This window comes from Bacillus sp. 103mf (assembly GCF_900116295.1).
In the GTDB taxonomy this organism is placed as follows: Bacteria; Bacillota; Bacilli; order Bacillales; family Bacillaceae_G; genus Bacillus_A; species Bacillus_A bruguierae.
Genome location: NZ_FPAF01000001.1, coordinates 1,281,339 through 1,301,159, shown reverse-complemented (window position 1 = coordinate 1,301,159; position 19,821 = coordinate 1,281,339). Strand labels below are relative to the sequence as shown.

Here is a 19,821-nt window from a genome sequence, read left to right as displayed (position 1 = left end):
AAAAAGCGCCTCTATGTCAGAAGCTCCATCCCCCTCTTGTTCTGAGCGAGCCGCTTCCGCTTTTCTTTATAAGTCGCTGCTATACAGAATACAACATGACCACTACTTGCTTTCTCCTTTTGTTTTAAACCTTGCATGTGGCAAAAAAAGGCCCTGACCGCTTCTATACATGGCCAGATGATCTCGCCCACCTAAAAAGAAAGATGGTTTTATGCCGATTTTTTAATTTGTATTTATATAGGTCCTCTTTGTATCTCAATAAGTAAAATATTATATATAGGCTTACTTATGAAAAAAAGTTGTTTTCATTGTAAAGAATGAGTAATATAGATTTCGCACGGAGTATAGAAAACATGGGGTGAAAAGAGAGGGATGGAGAAAAAAAAGAAGTTTTTGAGTTTGCAGAAAACCATTGCATTTTTTGTATGTGCTGTTGTTATATTTGCTTTACTTGTAACAGATATTTTAATTAGTCATCATGTTGAGCGTACGACAGAAGAAAGTCAAATGGAAAAAGCTAAAGCAGTTGCACGCATTACAGCAAATTCACCGCTCGTAATCGATGCTTTAACAGGAAGAAAAGATGAATCTGAAATTCAACCGAATGTGAATCGGCTTTTAAAAAATACAGATGTTCAATTCATTGTAGTTATGGATATGAATGGGATACGAAAATCTCATCCGGATCCTAAGAAAATTGGTCAACATTTCGTTGGGGGCGATGAAGAAACAGCCCTGAAAGGAAAAGAATATGTATCAACAGCAAAAGGGACATTAGGAAAGTCTGTGCGAGTATTTGTACCAATCTTCTCTGAAACGAAAAAACAAATAGGGGTTGTGGCTGTTGGAATTTCAGCTGATAATGTAGAAGAGATGGTGGAACAAAGCAGACATATTATGTACATCGGTGTCAGCGTTGGGATTTTAGTAGGAGTTATAGGGGCTATTTTATTGGCTAGACATATTAAGAAAATTTTATTTGGCCTCGAACCTAGTGAAATCTCAAAAATCTTAGAAGAACGAAATACGATGCTACAATCTGTTAAAGAAGGAATTATTGCGATTGATAAGGATGCGCGGATTACTTTAATTAATCACGAAGCCAGGCGGTTAATTGAGAAAAGCGGGATCAAAGAAGAGTTTATTGGTGAAGACATTAAGAAGTATATGCCGAATTCAAGGATAAAAGAAGTATTACAAACGGGAGTAGCGCAGTTTGATGAGGAACATAGTATGCATGGGATTACAATTGTTTCGAATCGAGTTCCGTTATACGTAAAGGGAGAAATTGTTGGGGCAATTGCAACATTTCGTGATAAAACGGAAATAAGAAAATTAGCAGAGCAATTAACCGGTATTCGACTATATGCAGAGGCTTTGCGTGCACAATCGCATGAGTTTATGAATAAAATGCATGTTGTATTAGGACTAACACATATGAAGCATTATGAACAATTAGAAACATATGTTAGTAGCATGGTATCAGAGCATCAATATGAAATTGGAGATGTGATGCGGAAGATAAAAAATCCTGTGTTTGCAGGTTTTTTACTTGGAAAACTTAGCTATGCAAGAGAAAAAGGAATAGAATTAACGATCAGTGAAGATTCTTATTTACCACAGCCGGATGATGAGGGCATTATTCATGAACTCATTACAATTGTAGGGAATTTAATTGATAATGCTTTGGATGCAGTAGCGGATTGTAAATACAAGCAGGTAAATGTTGTAATTAAATATTATGATAAATTAATTGTAAAGGTTACAGATACAGGTAATGGAATTAAACAAGAAGAAATAGATAAATTATTTGTTAAAGGGTACTCTACAAAAGGAGAAAATCGAGGATATGGCTTATATCTTGTAAAGGAAAGTATAGAACGTATAAAAGGAAATATCCATATTGATTCAGTATTAGGAGAGCAAACAATAATCACAATTGAAACACCATATAAAAGTAGGGATGAGATGGAAGATGATTAAAGTTTTAATTGTAGAAGATGACCCAATGGTAGCCATGCTAAATAAGCATTACTTAGAACAAGTTGGCGGGTTTGAACTTGTTCATATAGCTAATTCTGTAGATGAAGCATTGCAAGTACTAGAAGAATCCCACATAGATTTTATATTGCTTGATATTTTTATGCCTGGTGATACTGGGTTTGAATTGTTATTGCATATTCGCAATAAGGAAAAAGAAATTGATGTGATGATGATTTCAGCGGTGCATGATATGGTAAGTATTAAAAAAGCACTGCAATATGGAGTTGTAGATTATTTAATTAAACCATTTACGTTTGAACGTTTTAAGGAAGCATTATCTGCTTATCGCGAAAAATTTGAATTTATGAAGGCGCAGCCCAATATTAATCAATCTGAATTAGATGCATTGATTTTACAAAAAGAAAAAAAAGAATCTCCTGTAAGCAAAGTGCTTCCAAAAGGATTAACAAAGCAAACCTTACAGTTAGTTTGGAAACAGATAAAATCGCTTCAAGGGAAAACATTTACAACAGAAGAGATGGCACAATTAGTTGGAATTTCTAGGGTTTCCATTCGAAAGTATGTCCTATTTTTAATTGAAATTGGAGTTTTAGAAAATGAAATGGTATATCAACAAGTAGGAAGACCGGTAAGCAAACTGCGTTGTATTGATGAAAGCAAAATACATTTATATATATGAAGCTGTCCCCAAAGGTCGTTAAATAACGGCTTTTTGGGACAGCTTTTTTGACTAAATGAATGTTTTTTTGTAATTCAAAGCATTTGTTTTATTCAGATATTTTTAAGATTTTGAAGAAAAATGTCGGATTTTTTAGAATATTGTATTTCTTTGTTGTTGGGTTGTGTTTTTAGTGTTAAACTTATAATTACAAAGAGAGAGTAGCTAACACCTCCCTATTTTAAATTAAAAAGACTGAAAATTCAGTTTTTGAATTACCTTTATTTAAGCGATATGTATGCGTATTTGCTGCTCTTTCTTTTTTTATCCCTCTATTTTTGGGCAGTAATACTCCCACCTCAAAATTCAGCGAAAGCAAAGAAGTTAGGTGGGAGATAAACTGCCCGTAAAAGCCCGATTGGTGAGGGCTGATAATCAGTGGGGGATGAAGAAAAACCCCACTGATTAAAGTTTCACTTTATAGCATGTCAATCATTTATATAAAAAAATTTTATATAAATGATTGACAAAAAAACAGATTTTAATAATAATTAATTTATAATAATTTTAAACAAAAAATTATTATAATAAAAGGGGGATCCAAAAATGAATCCATACAATCGCTTAACAACAAATCAAGGTGCTCCTGTAGGAGATAACCAAAATTCTCGTACAGCAGGTCGTCGTGGCCCAGTATTATTAGAGGATTATCATTTAGTAGAAAAATTAGCGCATTTTGATCGAGAACGTATTCCTGAGCGTGTTGTACATGCACGTGGTGCTGGTGCTCATGGCTTTTTCGTAACAAAAAATAGTATGAAAGAATATACAAAAGCAGCATTCTTACAGAAAGAAGGAACAGAAACACCTGTATTTGTTCGCTTCTCAACGGTTATTCATGGGCAAGGTTCTCCGGAAACAGCTCGTGATCCAAGAGGTTTTGCGGTGAAGTTTTATACAGAAGAAGGAAACTATGATCTTGTTGGTAACCACTTACCTGTATTTTTCATTCGTGATGCAATCAAATTCCCTGACATGGTCCATTCTTTAAAACCGGCGCCAGATACAAATATTCAAACTCCAGATCGTTACTGGGATTTTATGACGCTAACACCAGAATCAACTCATATGTTAACTTGGGTATTTTCTGATTACGGTACGCCTGCAAACTACCGCCAAATGGAAGGATTCGGTGTTCATTCATTTAAATGGGTAAACGAAGATGGGAAGATTGTATACGTAAAATATCACTGGAAGCCACAACAAGGCGTACGTAATTTTAACGTAAAAGAAGCAGAACAAATGCAAGGAAAAGATTTTAACCATGCAACTCGTGATTTATTTGATGCGATTGAGCGTGGAAATTATCCGAAATGGGATCTTCATCTACAAGTTATGAAACTAGATGAAATGGATTCCTTAGAGTTTGATCCATTAGATCCAACAAAAATATGGCCAGAAGACCGTTTTCCATTAATGGAAGTAGGTACAATGACGCTAAATCGTAACCCGCAAAATTTCTTTGCAGAAGTAGAACAAGCGGCATTTTCACCAAGCGCAACTGTGCCTGGTATTGAACCATCTGAGGATAAATTATTACAAGGACGTTTATTCTCTTATCCGGATACACAGCGTTATCGCTTAGGTGCAAATTATTTACAAATTCCTGTAAACTGTCCGTACGCAGCGGTGCATAATCAACAACGCGATGGTTTCATGCAAACGAACCAACAGTCGTCTACAATTAATTATGAACCAAGTCGCCATGCGGAAAATCCAAGTGAAGATTCGGCATATCGAGATTCAACTATGAAACTTGAAGGTTATGTATCTCGTGAAAAAATTGAGAAACCAAACGATTTTGGGCAAGCTGGTGAGCGTTATCGTTCCTTCTCTAAAGAAGAACAAGATAACTTAATTGCTAACTTGGCAAATGATTTAAAAGATGTGAATGAACAAACAAAATTGCTTGCGATTTGTAACTTCTTTCGTGCAGATCGAGAATATGGTATGCGTTTAGCACAAGCATTACATGTTGATATTTCAGCGTATGTGGGAGGACCCGTGAAGTAGGGGATACCTTCATTATATATACAAGTAAAAAAAAGACATAAAATCCTTTTTCTTTTTAGGTGGCGAGAGTACCTGGCCGTGCATAGAAACGGCCAATTCCTTTTTCTATCACATGCAAGGTTGAAAACAAAAGAAGAAAGGGGGTGAAGGTCATGTTGTATTCTGCTTAGCAGTGACTTATATGTCGGAAAAATGAAATGGATATAATATCTAATTTTGGAACAACTATACACTTTTTAAAATTACAAAATTAGTTACAAAACTTACAAAAACTATTTTTATTGTCAAAAGAGTGTAAAATTTTAGGCAAGAGCATGAAAGAGCCTTTAAGGGAGGGAGTCAAAAAGTTTCGAAGTGTTAAAATGTGTAGTCAAAATTGAACATATTGATGTTATGAATCTATGAATAATAAAAAATATATAAATCCTCATTAAAATTTTGACATGGCTGAGCTTGTTACTTTTGATTAATCTCACATGGAGAAAAATTATTTATGCCGTATTTTTAAATTGGATTTATATAGTATGAACAAATTAATGGCGTTTATGCTCAGCACGAGATGGTAATACGGTACAATTTCAGTTTACATGATTTGATAGAAATGATGGCAAAAACATAATTTAGTCAATTTGTATATTACCATTGGTTGTTAGGTATGTCAATATTCGAATTATTAGATTTAATAGCTATATTAGAGAAACTAATGATTTTGAAGAGTAGATAGGCATATATAGAAAGTAAGTTTATAACGGTCGAAAGAGACAAAATACTAGCAACTATCAAGTCGTTCTTATCGTGCATTTGTACCAGAAGCCATCTTAATATCATTCATTAGGAGGCGGATAAAGAGTATGGTGTGTGACGTTAGGCAGAAATCGGGTTCACGCTCGAGGGATTGTCTGGACTAACGATTGTTAGTAACAACTGAAACTGTGAGACCACGGTGGGATACCCAAACAAATCTCACGACTAGATGGCTGTTAATACTCCCCCATGCGTAAATTGGTAACGACTGCGTGTGAAGCGGGGTGAAGTCGCATCGAGTAGCCCTAACAGGTGAAGCTGAGGAAAGGTTAAACATACTGCGAAAGTGATGCGGACAGGGAGCTATATATGGTCAGGATTTGAGCAATCAATGACGAACTGCTGAATGTACGTCTCGTATATCCGTTCCTAGAAATGGGCGTCAATATATTATCTCCAAAACAATATCATACGGTTTGTAATGGATAAAGCTAAAGGGTTGCTTTAACTTCTTACTTGAAGTGGTAATCGGGACAAAGGTAGGGCCTACGTATAGTTATACACCTAGCAGTTTCGGAACGTCAGAAATCCCTAACGATGTAGTAATAACTTGGGGAACAGCTTAAGCTGTGAAAGAGTTATGAATAGGGATGGCAGCAGGGGCGTAGTACCAATGAAACTCTGATAATAAGGAGTGGAGGGAAGGCCCCGAGTCTAATGAACAGGTCCCTTACATAAAGATAGCGATAACAAAAGCTATCTGAACTTGTTGATTAGATGGAACGCCGTGTGCGGTGAAAGTCGCACGCACGGTGTGGGGTGGGGGAAAAGCTGGAGATGGCTTCAAAGGTTTACCTATTACCATTATATGAAGAAAGTAACTTCTATTTTTTCAATTATCATCATCTTTATATTTACTATAGGTCAGAGTTTGATGCCTATAATAGCGAAAGCACAAGAGTTAAATACAAGTGGATTTGTTGATAGCTTTACGTTCGACAAAACAGATCTCAGTTATGGAGAACGAACGGGAATAAAAGTTAATTTTAGTGATAAATCTGGAAATAAAATGAAGGCTGGAGACACGCTAACGTTAACGTTACCTCAAGAATTACAAGGATATAGTAGAAAGATTGATTTAAAGAATGATGCTGGTGTTACATTTGGAACTTGTCAAGTAACGACAACAAATGTTTTATGTACATTTACTGATGTAGTTGAGAAACTTCGAAATATTAGAGGATATTTTTATTTTGAAGTTCAAGCGACTCAGAATGTAGCAACAGGGCAAACGATAACAGTTGACACAAATTTAGGTACAAATTTACAAACGCAAAGGGTAACCATTAAGGGGCCAACTGAAGGTGGTGAGAGTACAGCTCCATTTTCCTACAAAACAGGTAGAATTGACCCGGATACTCCAACTAAAGTGAAGTGGGAACTGCCTATAAATAATAACAAGGAGCAATTAAGTTCTGATATTGTTTTGTCGGATACTTCACAATCAGGCCAAACACTTGATCAGGCTGGTTTTACTTTAATAGTTGGAAATGAAGCGTTAACACCTCAACAATTCATTGATAAGGGTTATGGAACAATCACTTTTAATAGTAATTCTTTTGAAATTAGAGCTTATAAGGATCAGGTCAGTGGTAAGATTTTTATTTTGAGGTATACCGCTACTATAACTGAAAATGGAATGAGCCAAGAGAATTTTTTTAATGATTTTACGATTAATTACCAGATTTTAAATGAGCAACCAGTAACGTTTTCAGATAGTGCTTGGACTAAAAATATAAACGCGGGCGGCGGTGCTCAAGGTGATTTACCACCTAAAGGAACGCTAAGAATTATAAAACACATTGCTGGAGATGAAACAAAATTCATACCGAATGTCTCGTTTAAATTATATACAGAATCTGGTCAGCAAATTGGCAGTACGTATACAACGGATGCACAAGGTATGGTTGAAGTCCCTACTTTAAATCCAGGCAATTACTATGTACAAGAGATTACTGCTCCAAACTATTTGGATTTTGATCCACAAGCAAAAGTGCCTTTTACAATTGATGCAAATGCTGAAAAAGGCGTAAAGCTGATGGTTCCGAATAAGGTGAAATCGACATCTATTTTAGGAGCGAAGGCTTGGAAAGATAACAATGCGACGGATCGTCCAGCAACAATCAAAGTCGATTTACTACAAAACGGTCAAGTAGTTGACACGAAAGACGTAACAGCGGCAAACAACTGGAACTATACGTTTGCAGATATACCTGCATATGATAATGACGGAAATGCGTATACGTATACAGTAAGAGAACAATCGGTAGCGGGATACAAATCAGAAGTAAACGGTTATAACATTACGAATACAAAAGTGGGCCAAACAAAAGTAGAAGGAACAAAAGCGTGGAAGGATAACAACGCCATAGATCGTCCGAGCACAATCAAAGTAGACTTACTACAAAGCGGTCAAGTGATTGACACGAAAGACGTAACGGCATCAAACAATTGGAAGTATACATTTGACAATCTACAAGCGTACGATGCGAATGGAGTAGCGTACAAGTATGAAGTGAAAGAACAACCAGTAGACGGATACAAATCGGAAGTAAAGGGTTATGACATTACGAATACAAAAGTAGGTCAAACAACAGTAGCAGGAACGAAGACGTGGAAAGACGGAAATGCAACAGACCGTCCGGCAACGATTCAAGTAGACTTACTACAAAATGGAAATGTAATCCAAACACAAGACGTAACAGCGTCAAATAATTGGAAATATACATTTACAAATCTAGAAGCATATGATGTGAATGGTGTTGCTTATACGTATATAGTAAAAGAACATCCGGTAGTAGGATACAAATCAGAAGTAAACGGTTATGACATTACAAATACAAAAGTAGGCAAAACAACAGTAACTGGAACGAAAACTTGGAAGGATAACAATGCAACAGATCGACCAACAACAATCCAAGTAGACCTACTGCAAAATGGAACTGTGATCCAAACACAAGAAGTAACAGCAGCAAACAATTGGAACTACACATTTGCAGACTTAGCACAATATGATGCAAATGGTGTTCCTTATACGTACACAGTAAAAGAACATCCGGTAGCGGGATATAAATCGGAAGTAAATGGCTACAACATTACAAACACAAAAGTAGCGAAATTGACAGTAGAAGGAACGAAGACGTGGAAAGACGGAAATGCAATAGACCGTCCGGCAATGATCCAAGTGGACTTACTACAAAATGGAAATGTAATTCAAACACAAGACGTACCAGCAGCAATGGGTTGGAAATATGTATTCGCAGATTTAGAAGCATACGATGCAAATGGAGTAGCTTACACATATACAGTGAAAGAACACCCGGTAGCGGGATATCAATCCAGCGTAAGTGGTTATGACATTACGAATACAAAGGTTGGTCAAACAAAAGTAGAAGGAACAAAGACTTGGAACGATAACAATGCAACAGATCGCCCAGGTTCGGTCAAAATAGACCTTCTACAAAACGGTCAAGTAGTAGATACAAAAGAAGTAACAGCAGCAACAAACTGGAAATACACGTTTGACAATTTACAAGCGTACGATGCGAATGGAGTAGCTTACACATATACAGTGAAAGAACAACCAGTAGCAGGATACCAATCCGAAGTGAAAGGTTATGACATTACAAATACAAAAGTAGGTCAAACAAAAGTAGAAGGAACAAAAACGTGGAATGACAGTAATGCGACAGATCGTCCGAGCACAATTAAAGTCGATTTACTGCAAAATGGCCAAGTGATTGACACGAAAGACGTAACAGCGTCAACAAATTGGAAGTACACGTTTGATAATCTACAAGCGTACGATGCGAATGGAGTAGCGTACAAGTATGAAGTGAAAGAACAATTAGTGGACGGATACAAATCGGAAGTAAACGGTTATGACATTACGAATACAAAAGTAGGAAAGACAACAGTAGAAGGAATAAAAACGTGGAATGACAACAGCGCCACAGATCGTCCAAGTACAATCAAAGTAGACTTACTGCAAAATGGCCAAGTAATTGATACAAAAGAAGTAACGGCGTCAAATAATTGGAAATATACATTTGCAGATTTAGCAGCTTATGACGCAAATGGAGTAGCGTACAAATATGAAGTGAAAGAACAACCAGTGGCAGGATACCAATCCGAAGTGAAAGGTTATGACATTACAAATACAAAAGTAGGCCAAACAAAAGTAGAAGGAACAAAAACGTGGAATGACAACAATGCGACAGATCGTCCAAGCACAATTAAGGTAGACTTACTCCAAAATGGTCAAGTAATTGATACAAAAGACGTAACAGCATCAAACAATTGGAAATACACGTTTGACAATTTACAAGCGTACGATGCGAACGGAGTAGCGTACAAGTATGAAGTGAAAGAACAACCAGTGACGGGATACAAATCAGAAGTAAACGGTTATGATATTACGAATACAAAAGTGGGCCAAACAAAAGTAGAAGGAACAAAAACGTGGAAAGATAATAATGCGACAGATCGTCCAAGCACAATTAAGGTAGACTTACTCCAAAATGGTCAAGTAATTGATACAAAAGACGTAACGGCAGCAAAGAATTGGAAATACACGTTTGACAATCTACAATCGTACGATGCGAACGGAGTAGCGTACAAGTATGAAGTGAAAGAACAACCAGTGGACGGATACAAATCAGAAGTAAACGGTTATGACATTACGAATACAAAAGTAGGAAAGACAATAGTAGAAGGAACGAAGACATGGAAAGACGATAATGCGACAGGTCGTCCGATCACAATCAAAGTAGACTTACTACAAAATGGCCAAGTGATTGGCACGAAAGAAGTAACAGAAGCAAGCGGTTGGAAATATGCGTTTACAGGATTAGAAGCATATGATGTAGACGGCAAAGCATATAAGTATGAAGTAAAAGAGCAACCAGTAGCAGGATATAAATCAGAAGTGAATGGTTATGACATTACGAATACAAAGATTAAGGAACCTACACCTGAAGTTCCTAAGGACAATACAAATAATGATCCAAATAACGATCCAAAAGTTCCGTCCATTAAAGAAAATGATAATACGACAGTATTACTTCCTAAAACAGGCGGAACACCAGCAGAGATGATTTCAATGGTTGGAGGTATGGTATTGTTCGTTTTAGGTGGAATGTTATTCCTTCGTCAAAGAGTTAAATAATTAGGTTATTTATTAAGCTATAACCCGAGTAGTAGACAAGTTAAAAAGTCGCTATTCGGTTTTTTTGTTATTTAGAACCTGTCTTTTTAAAACAAATAATTATTTTTGCATATAGTTATAGTGAGAATGGAGGGATAGAAATGACAAGAATTGCGTATATAGAAAGTGATGTAGATTTATTAGCTCGTCTCATGCGTGCTGAAGCAGAAGGAGAAGGACAACAAGGTATGATGGCTGTAGGGACAGTTGGTGTGAATCGTGTTATGTGCGATTGTCTAGACTTTAAACAAATTACAAATATTTCGCAAATGGTGTATCAGCGACCAGGCGGATTTGAAGCAACGACGAAAGGGTATTTCTATCAAAGAGCAAGAGAGAGCGACAAAGAAATGGCTAGAAAATGTTTGAATTATGCTCGTATATGGCCAGGTGTATATTCTTTATGGTTTTTCCGTCCGGTTGGTAATTGTCCTCCTACATGGTGGGATCAACCTCATGCAGGACAATACAAGAATCATTGTTTTTACGAACCGACTGGAGACGAATGTCCGAAAGTATATAGCGGGAAGTAGCGCAGGATAAATATATCGGCGCAAGTGCATCATTTGTCGGCGATTTTCATGATATATCGGCGTAAGTGCATCATTTGTCGGCGATTCGACACAATATAAAGACCGTTCGACGATAATCAACATACAAAAAAGCCACCTTTTTCTCAAATGGGGTGGCTTTTTTGGGTATATTTTAATACCCGAAGAATCATTATAACTAATATCCAATACGGTTATAGATGAATTGCTACGAAAAGGGGGAGAAGATGAAAACCATTCGAATTGAAGGAACAACTGTACAAGATTGGATCAAAAACTATCCTTTAATTCATGAACTAATACGAACAAAGGAAGTATTTTGGTCCAACCCTAAATACGAATTGTTTCAAACAGGGATTGAAAAAACGCGATTTAATGAAAAAGATGTAAAAGATGCGGAAGAAAGATTAAAACGTTTTGCTCCCTATATTGCGAAAGTCTTTCCAGAAACAAAAACGTTAAATGGAATTATTGAATCTCCTATTATTAAAATTCCTTCTATGCAACAGCACTTAGAACAAATTCATGGTTTAACATCCCCTGGTCAATTTTTATTAAAATGTGATAGTCATATTCCGATTGCAGGTTCAATTAAAGCGAGAGGTGGTATTTATGAGGTTCTTAAACATGCCGAAAATTTAGCTATTCAACGTCGACTGTTAACGCTGCAAGATGATTATTCAATGATAGATAGTGAAAAATTTAGAAACTTCTTCTCACAATACTCGATTGCAGTAGGTTCAACTGGCAACTTAGCACTTAGCGTTGGCATTATATGTTCTAAAATGGGTTTTAACGTAACGGTCCATATGTCAGCTGATGCAAAGAAATGGAAGAAGGATTTTCTAAAGAGTAAGGGAGCAACAGTTATTGAATATAAGGGAGATTATAGTAAGGCTGTAGAAGAAGGCCGAAAGTATGCGAGCAACAAACCAAACTGTTACTTTATCGATGATGAAAATTCTCATGATTTATTTTTAGGATATGCAGTGGCTGCCTCTCGCTTACAACAACAATTAAAAGATATGAGTATAAGAGTAGATGAAAATCATCCACTTTTTGTGTACCTTCCATGCGGAGTAGGAGGTGGACCGGGAGGAATTGCATTTGGTTTAAAATTAATATATCAAGACTATGTACATTGCTTTTTGGCAGAACCTACTCATTGCCCGAGTATGTTAATAGGCTTAATCACAGGATTACATGATAAAGTTTCTGTAAAAGATTTTGGTATTGATAGCATCACTGTGGCAGATGGCCTTGCGGTTGGAAAGCCATCAGGGTTTGTTGGTCAAAACATTGAATCTTTATTAAGTGGATGTTATACGGTGAATGATAAGGATTTGTATCAATTATTAAGTGCATTGATCGATTCAGAGAATATGAGCTTAGAGCCTTCTGCGGTAGCAAGTGTGCCAGGGCCAATTAGGCTATTGAAAGAAAAAGAAGGTCAGGAATATTTAAGAAAGCATTGTTTAACAGACAAATTAGAAAATGCCACACACGTCATGTGGGGAACAGGTGGCAGTATGGTCCCTAAAGAAATTATGGAAGAGTATTATAAAAAAGGGTTAGAAGTATAGGTTTGGTATATTCCTAAAATAAAAAAGTATTTCTTTCTGTATGACTAATAGAAAGAAATACTTTTTTATTTTGGAGATTTGATTAATGGGCATCTATAACAATAATTTTGGCATTGCCCCTTGTTAGTTATTAGGATATTTTTCCTTAAGAAATGCATACTAAACAATAATATAGAACGCATGTAGAAAGTGAGGGAGTTCATGGTTAAATTTCTAAAACGGTTAAAAAGCAGAGGCAATCCTAAGTCGTTTTCAAGACGTGGTAATAGTCATTTTCAGGAAAAAAATATAGAGGACTCCCTCTTAGACGCTGATTTATCTAAAAACATAGCTGAGCTTCAGAAGCTCTTTCGTCAAGCTCCTGATTTAGTGATTCGTCGGTTTCCAATGACAGTAGATGGATTAGAAGCAGCTTTAGTGTATTTGTCTGGATTAACAGATAAGCAATCGATTCAAAATCATGTTCTAACGCCTTTGATGGATGGCGGCCGTGATGCAAATACGGAACTTCCAATTACACTGGGACAGGTTGAAATTATCGATACGTGGAGCCAGATTGAAAATGCTATTTTGGGAGGAGATAGTGTTTTATTTATCCATGGCCGAACGACAGCACAACAATTAGATACGAAAGGATGGCCGCAAAGAAATATTGAAGATACTCGTAATGAAATATCTCTAAAAGGTGCGCATCAAGCCTTTGTAGAAACTGGAAGTCTAAATATTGCATTGCTTCGAAGATATATTCCTCATCGAGAATTAATGTTAAAAGAAACGACAATTGGTATGCGGGGCAAAACGAGGATTTCCATTTTATATTTGAAGGATGTAGCGTCCGAAGATGTGCTGAAGGAATTGGAAACACGGATTCAAAATATTATGGTGGATGCTGTCATTAGTGCTGGTGAACTTATCGAATTCATTGAAGATAATCCATATTCTCCGTTTCCGCAATTTATATTAACTGAAAGACCTGACGTGGCTGTATCTCACATTCTTCAGGGAAGATTTGTGGTTGTTGTGGATCATTCTCCCAATGTATTGATTGCTCCGACAAATTTTATATCCTTTTTTCAAGGAGTTGATGATTACGGGACACGTTGGTTAGTTGCCTCGTCTATTCGGATACTTCGTTTCGTAGCTTTTATGATTGCTCTCTTTTTGCCAGCAAGTTATGTTGCGTTTATTTCCTTTAATTTTGAAGTCATTCCTGTAGAGCTTTTTTTATCTATTGCGGAATCAAGAACGCGCGTACCATTTTCTCCAGTTATGGAAGCACTGCTTATGGAAATGACATTGGAAATGATGAGGGAAGGAGCCCTGCGGCTGCCTACGCCGATCGGTCAGACAGTTGGAATTGTGGGCGGGATTATTATTGGGCAGGCGGCTGTTCAAGCGGGAATTGTCAGCAACATTATGATTATTGTTGTTGCAATTACAGCCATCGCTTCTTTTATTATTCCAAATTATGATATGGGAGCTGCGGTCAGATTATTACGATTTCCTATGATGATATCAGCTGCTTTATTTGGAATTGTCGGACTTGTTATCGGGTGGATGACATTAGTTGCGCATCTTATCAGTCTTGAATCGCTAGGCACTCCTTATGGCACTCCGTTAGCGCCATTTCGTTTTGCAGATATGAAGGATGCTTTTGTACGCTTTCCTCTATGGACAATGAAAAGTCGTCCTAAGGGTACGGGAGCTGCTCAATCTATTCGACAAGGACAAAATCATAATAAAAGGTGAAACTATGAAAAAGTATGCCTATAATGACATTACTCTTATGCAGTATATTTTTTTAATTAATGGAATGCAGGTGGGAACTGGAGTTTTATCTCTCCCACGAGTGCTTGCAGAAAAAGCTGGAACGGATGGATGGATAGCTATACTTATCGGTTGGGTATTCTCCACAATATCCGGTATTTTTATCGTGAAAACATCTGCAAGATATCCAGAGGACACGCTTTATGACATTCTTATACGATTGTTTGGAAAAATAGTTGGGAAAGCATTAGTTGTTATTTACATAATATATTTTGTCTTTTATTCCGGTATCATTCTTGTGAACGCTATGCTTTATCTTAAAGGGTGGCTTCTACCGAAAACGCCTGACTATATTGTTATATTTTTGTTTTCAATTCCTACTTTTTTGGTTGTGCGTAATGGCATTCGTATTATAGGGCGATACTGTGAACTCGTTTTTTATATGACGCTTTGGATTCCACTGTTTTTTTTAATACCGCTAAAAGATAATAGTAGTTGGCTTCCTTTCTTTCCATTGCTGAAAGAGGGATGGAAGCCGATATTAACAGCTGTGCCGACTACTATTTTTACCTATTTAGGGTTTGATATTGCGTTTTTTTTATATCCCTTTTTACAAAAAAAACAGTACGCTGTCCACGGAATTGTTATTGCAAACACCTTGACAATGCTATTTTATTTGTTTGCTACCGTTGTTTGCTTTTCCTATTTTAGTCCTGATAGTATCACAGAATTTAATCAGCCAGTACTGAACTTACTTAAAGTAATTGAATTTCGTTTTTTAGAGCGTTTTGACATGATTTTATTAGCTGTTTATCTAATTGTTGTTTCTACAGCCTGGATTCCGTGTATATACTGTGCTGTATTTTGTTCTAGTCAATTACTAGGAAAACAAGACCACAGTTCTCACGTTGTTGTTTTACTGTTAATGATTATTGGCTTTATATTTTGGACTCACCCTAGTTGGACTCAATCCGAAACATGGCAGCAGGCAGTATCGAATGCTGGATTAGGATTGACGTATATATCACCTATTATTTTATGGCTGTATAGCTGGGGATATGAGAAGTATCGCCAGGGGGGGATACATTGAAAAAAAAAGTATTATGTTGCATTTTGTTATTGGTGTTTATGATGACTGGCTGCTTTGATCAAACAAATGTTGAAGATGTTTCCTTGACTCTTATACTTGGTATAGATTTAGATCAAAATGATAATTTATTGGTGTACATGTCAAGCCCTGTTTTTAGTAAAGAAGCAAAGAGAAAAGAAGAAGATACCGGCGTGAAATCTGTTACAGTTCGAAATTCTAGAGATAAATTTGACGCTACAGTTATGGCGCTAACCTCGGGAAGTAAGACACAGGTTTTTTTAGTTGGAAAACGGCTAATGAAACGGAAAAATTGGGAAAAGTACCTTGATCCATTTTACCGGGATCCAAAAAACACAGTCACTACAAGAGTTATTGCTGTAGATGGGCCTGTTTCGGACGTCATCTTTTATAATCCAAAGGATAAGCCACGGCTTCCTTTATATTTAACAAAACTAGTTGATACCGCCTATTTAAGAAATATCACAGTAAAGACATCTCTTCAAAAGTTGCATGAGCAAACGATAGATAAAGGGATGACAGCAAGTATTACTGAGATGAAAAAAAAGAAGAAACTATGGCTGACAGGTACAGCGTTGTTGGACGAAAATGGCAGATACAAATTAACGTTAAAATCTGATGAAAATAAATTGTTACGCATTTTACAGCACGAGACGAAAGGTGAGTTTCCATTTACAATTCCAATTAAGATAAAATCCGATAGCCAGGATAAAGATTGGATAAGTTTTAGTTCTCAAAGTATGAAAGTAAAGACAAAGGTAAGGTATGATAATCATTTTATATTTCATATAGATGTAAAGATGAGAATCGGCATTACAGAACGACTTTTTTCATTTAACACAAGAAAGGACGCAGCAAAATTACAAAAGGCGATTGAAACGAAGATGGAGGCTGATTTCAAGCAACTCATAAAGAAAATACAAGCTGCTGAAATTGATCCGATTGGCCTTGGAATTTATGCAAGAACCTACACATACCCACAATGGAAAAAAGTTCAAAATGAATGGAATAAGGCATTGGCAAAGGGGGATGTGAACGTTAAGGTAAGTGTGAAAATTGGTGGGATGGGAACGATTAAGTAACAAATGTTCAACTGAGATTTGTATTAAAATTGCAAGCCCCTTCAATTTTATGAAGGGGCTGTTCTCATTACATATGAATTAAAGCGGCAATACTTCTTCTAGATGTGTATTCAGTTCAAATATAAATTTATCAATATCCGGATTTTTTATTACATCATAGCAAGCGAAGCTCTTTAATGGTTTCATACCGATAAAATCTTGTGTGCGGTGTAAATGGCTGAGTGCTTCTTCTAAACTCTTTCCTCCAAAGAATTGCGCAGGATCGTTAAATGCTTGTTCCGGAGCATTCCATGTAGTTGAAAACATATAATGTTTGTCAGTTAATAAGCCGCCTCTTCCATATTGCTCAGATCCTTTGAAAAATAATCCATAAGCATACACTTCATCCATATATGTCTTTAGTAAACCGGGTACATTGAACCAATAAATAGGTGTTTGGAAGATGACAATATCAGCCCATAAAAACTTATTTTGTTCTTCCATGGTACTGTATCCGTTTTGAACGACTGTTGTTTGGACATTGTTATTTGCACTTAATACATTCACCATGTTGTCTGTCAAAGTTTTATTTAGTGTTCCTTCTGCTGATCTATAGGTTTGATGGCCGTTTATAATAAGTATATTTTTCATTGTAGTTTTCCCCTTTATTTTATAATGTGTTTCAATTAATTTTCAGGTACAACGCCGAGTTGTTGCATAAGCGTTAGATTATCTTCTAAGTGCCAATCTTCAACGATTTTTCCATCTTTCACTCGTAACATATCGATAGCAAAGAAATTAACAGTTTTGCCAGTTGGCTGTTTCTCTCCAAAATTCCCTTTATGTGTTCCGGTGAATGATAGACGAGCTGTTACTTTTTCCCCAGTTACTACTAAATCCTCGATATTACACTGTAAGTCCGGAAAGGCTTTACGGAAATTGCTTGAGGCAAATGTTAAGCCTTTTGGTCCTTGAGGACGCCCTTTTGGCAACGTGTTATCAAAAAAGTTGTCTGTAACAGTTTGCGGGATGAGAGCGTTATTTCCAGTATTCCAAAATGCATAGAAGCGCTGCGCAGCATGAACCATCTCTGTAGCTTTTTGTTGATCCAACGAAGGATCGATTGTCATCGATTTAGGTTGAGGAAAATCCTTCAATAGTTGAATATCTTTCTTGGCTGGTGCAGCAGTTTTGTATTCTGATGTTTGCGTATGACACGCTGCCATCAGAATCATGACTCCAAAGATGCTTGTGACACTAGCTATGTTTTTCATGATTTTTTTTTGTAAGCTCATAATAGTCTCCTTTATTTTTTTATATTTTTCTACTCTGTTGCGCAGTGAATACGGCTTCTCGTTTATCTAAAGACCAAATCAATAATGTAACGAAAAGCCCAGCAGCGGTAACAAGAGCAGCAATCCATGGTACTGCATGAAGTCCGGGTCCATTGTCGATAATCCACCCGCCAAAGAATGCTCCGCCAGTATTCGCTAAGTTAAACGAACTAATATTCATAGCTCACCTCCTTATTTTGTAAATGGCGTCAACCGCTAATGATATTGTATGTATAGTTGATTCCTTTTGGGAAGTAGTGATATTTATTTCATATAGTTACCATAAAGATAGAATTGTGATAACATAAAGAAAATCAATCGAAAAAATTTTTTAGGAGCGTGTTTCAATGAGTAACATGGAGCCAATCGAATTAACAAAGGGAACGCCGGGGCAAATTTGTCCCATTGCGAAAACACTTGATGTAATCGGAACAAAGTGGACGTTTTTAATTATTCGAGATCTTCTTATTGAAGGAACGATGCGATTTAGTGACTTGCAAAAATCAATGGATGGAATTAGCCCGAAAACGCTCTCGCTTCGTCTGAAGGAACTTGAAGTGCATGGAATTGTGGAAAGAACGGTATATCCAGAAGTTCCCCCGCGCGTTGAATACACATTAACTGAGAAGGGGAAACGTTTAGAACATATTTTCATTGAATTAAAGCGGTTCGGATTAACGTTATAGAAGAAATAATGATTCATGTTAAAAAAGGGAATATGTGTAAAGAAATATAATAATATAAAAAAGGATGCTTTTTAATTTAGGTAGTTCCGTTATTGTAGAGAAAAACGACAAAACATTTCTAATAACAAACAAAAACGCTCAGAACTATATCATTCTGAGCGTTGATTTATTATTTCTCCTATTTAGTTAAAGCGCCTGTTGGTTTAGTAAACTATTTTCATTTCAGGCAATATTGTTTTTAATTCTATTAAGTCATTTATTACAAAATCAGCTTGAGCAAGTTCATCTTCTTGTGCAAAATCAAAATTACATCCAATTGCAATTAAACCATTATCTTTCGCAGCATTTATATCAGATAGACGGTCTCCAACTACTGCTGCCCTTTTTATATCATATTTTTTTATAATTGTTTTAACTAAATCGCCTTTATCGAGCGTTTGTATTTGCTGAATACTAAATGTTTCGGTAACCCAATTATCCAAATTATAATAACTTACAATTGCTTGTAAATATTCCGTTAAACCATTACTCGCTATGTAAATGGAACGATTATTTTCTTTTAAATAACTAAAAACTTCCTCTACATTAGGATATAAAGCACCTTTCCCATTTCTTATGTTTTCAACTAATCTTTCCAGAAAATAAGCATCTGTTTGTTCCCTTACTTCAATAGAATGATTAGGTAACAAAGCTTCCCAAACTTTTGGTAAAGGTACACCCATAATTTCACGGTATTTATCAATAGGGGTTACTGTATCCCATAAATTTAGTGACCGTAAATGGTTAAAAGTATCATCAAGTGATAATTCTAGAATTTTTTCAGTTTGAAATAGAGTTCCATCCATATCAAAAATCAATGATTGTAACATTGCTTTCTCTCCCTTTTTCCCATTGCCTAATAATTCACCTAATTCTTATTCAACAAATCTGACTCATCAGTTTAAGTACAAATTCTCACAATCTTTAAATAAATTTTAGCATAAATT

General features: G+C 36.3%; 14 protein-coding genes. 10 read left to right on the top strand and 4 right to left on the bottom strand.

What is annotated here, in order from left to right; all coding sequences use genetic code 11:
- The first annotated feature begins 372 nt into the window (after window positions 1-372).
- The 9 genes from BM350_RS06535 to BM350_RS06495 all read left to right on the top strand — a co-directional run bounded on the left by BM350_RS06535 (window position 373) and on the right by BM350_RS06495 (window position 16,836).
- Complete coding sequence (locus BM350_RS06535) at window positions 373-1,983, top strand: sensor histidine kinase (RefSeq protein ID WP_090920708.1); 1,611 nt, start codon at window positions 373-375, stop codon at window positions 1,981-1,983.
- Window positions 1,976-2,683, top strand: a complete 708-nt coding sequence (locus BM350_RS06530) for a response regulator (protein WP_090920711.1) — start codon at window positions 1,976-1,978, stop codon at window positions 2,681-2,683. The genes BM350_RS06535 and BM350_RS06530 overlap by 8 nt, the downstream gene beginning before the upstream one ends.
- Window positions 2,684-3,268: 585 nt before the next feature.
- A complete protein-coding gene (locus BM350_RS06525) occupies window positions 3,269-4,735 on the top strand; it encodes a catalase (protein WP_090918845.1) in 1,467 nt (488 codons plus the stop codon).
- A gap of 1,678 nt (window positions 4,736-6,413) precedes the next feature.
- The gene (locus BM350_RS06520) at window positions 6,414-10,706 is read left to right on the top strand and encodes a Cna B-type domain-containing protein (protein ID WP_090918847.1); all 4,293 of its coding nucleotides are present in this window, start codon (window positions 6,414-6,416) and stop codon (window positions 10,704-10,706) included.
- Between the two features lie 140 nt (window positions 10,707-10,846).
- Window positions 10,847-11,278, top strand: coding sequence for a cell wall hydrolase (locus BM350_RS06515; protein WP_090918849.1), 432 nt, complete (start codon window positions 10,847-10,849; stop codon window positions 11,276-11,278).
- A gap of 245 nt (window positions 11,279-11,523) precedes the next feature.
- Window positions 11,524-12,879: a D-serine ammonia-lyase gene (locus BM350_RS06510; RefSeq protein WP_090918852.1), complete on the top strand. Its 1,356-nt coding sequence runs from the start codon at window positions 11,524-11,526 to the stop codon at window positions 12,877-12,879.
- 201 nt (window positions 12,880-13,080) lie between these two features.
- The gene (locus BM350_RS06505) at window positions 13,081-14,628 is read left to right on the top strand and encodes a spore germination protein (RefSeq protein WP_090918854.1); all 1,548 of its coding nucleotides are present in this window, start codon (window positions 13,081-13,083) and stop codon (window positions 14,626-14,628) included.
- Between the two features lie 4 nt (window positions 14,629-14,632).
- Window positions 14,633-15,736: a GerAB/ArcD/ProY family transporter gene (locus BM350_RS06500; RefSeq protein WP_090918856.1), complete on the top strand. Its 1,104-nt coding sequence runs from the start codon at window positions 14,633-14,635 to the stop codon at window positions 15,734-15,736.
- Complete coding sequence (locus tag BM350_RS06495; protein ID WP_090918858.1) at window positions 15,733-16,836, top strand: Ger(x)C family spore germination protein; 1,104 nt, start codon at window positions 15,733-15,735, stop codon at window positions 16,834-16,836. Before BM350_RS06500 ends, BM350_RS06495 begins: the two co-directional genes overlap by 4 nt.
- A gap of 78 nt (window positions 16,837-16,914) precedes the next feature.
- Here BM350_RS06495 and BM350_RS06490 read toward each other — a convergent pair whose 3' ends face one another.
- From BM350_RS06490 to BM350_RS06480, 3 genes are all read right to left on the bottom strand, one after another.
- A complete protein-coding gene (locus BM350_RS06490; protein ID WP_090918860.1) occupies window positions 16,915-17,466 on the bottom strand; it encodes an NAD(P)H-dependent oxidoreductase in 552 nt (183 codons plus the stop codon).
- A gap of 35 nt (window positions 17,467-17,501) precedes the next feature.
- Window positions 17,502-18,041 (bottom strand): ester cyclase, encoded by a 540-nt coding sequence (locus BM350_RS06485; RefSeq protein ID WP_244547951.1) that lies wholly within the window; start codon window positions 18,039-18,041, stop codon window positions 17,502-17,504.
- Window positions 18,042-18,129: 88 nt separating this feature from the next.
- Complete coding sequence (locus tag BM350_RS06480; RefSeq protein ID WP_175483397.1) at window positions 18,130-18,330, bottom strand: MFS transporter; 201 nt, start codon at window positions 18,328-18,330, stop codon at window positions 18,130-18,132.
- A 166-nt stretch (window positions 18,331-18,496) separates the two neighbouring features.
- Here BM350_RS06480 and BM350_RS06475 point away from each other — a divergent pair, with 166 nt between their 5' ends.
- The gene (locus BM350_RS06475) at window positions 18,497-18,835 is read left to right on the top strand and encodes a winged helix-turn-helix transcriptional regulator (RefSeq protein ID WP_090918864.1); all 339 of its coding nucleotides are present in this window, start codon (window positions 18,497-18,499) and stop codon (window positions 18,833-18,835) included.
- 203 nt (window positions 18,836-19,038) lie between these two features.
- On the opposite strand, the gene BM350_RS06470 is transcribed toward BM350_RS06475, so the two are convergent.
- A complete protein-coding gene (locus BM350_RS06470; RefSeq protein ID WP_090918866.1) occupies window positions 19,039-19,704 on the bottom strand; it encodes an HAD family hydrolase in 666 nt (221 codons plus the stop codon).
- Window positions 19,705-19,821 lie beyond the last annotated feature (117 nt).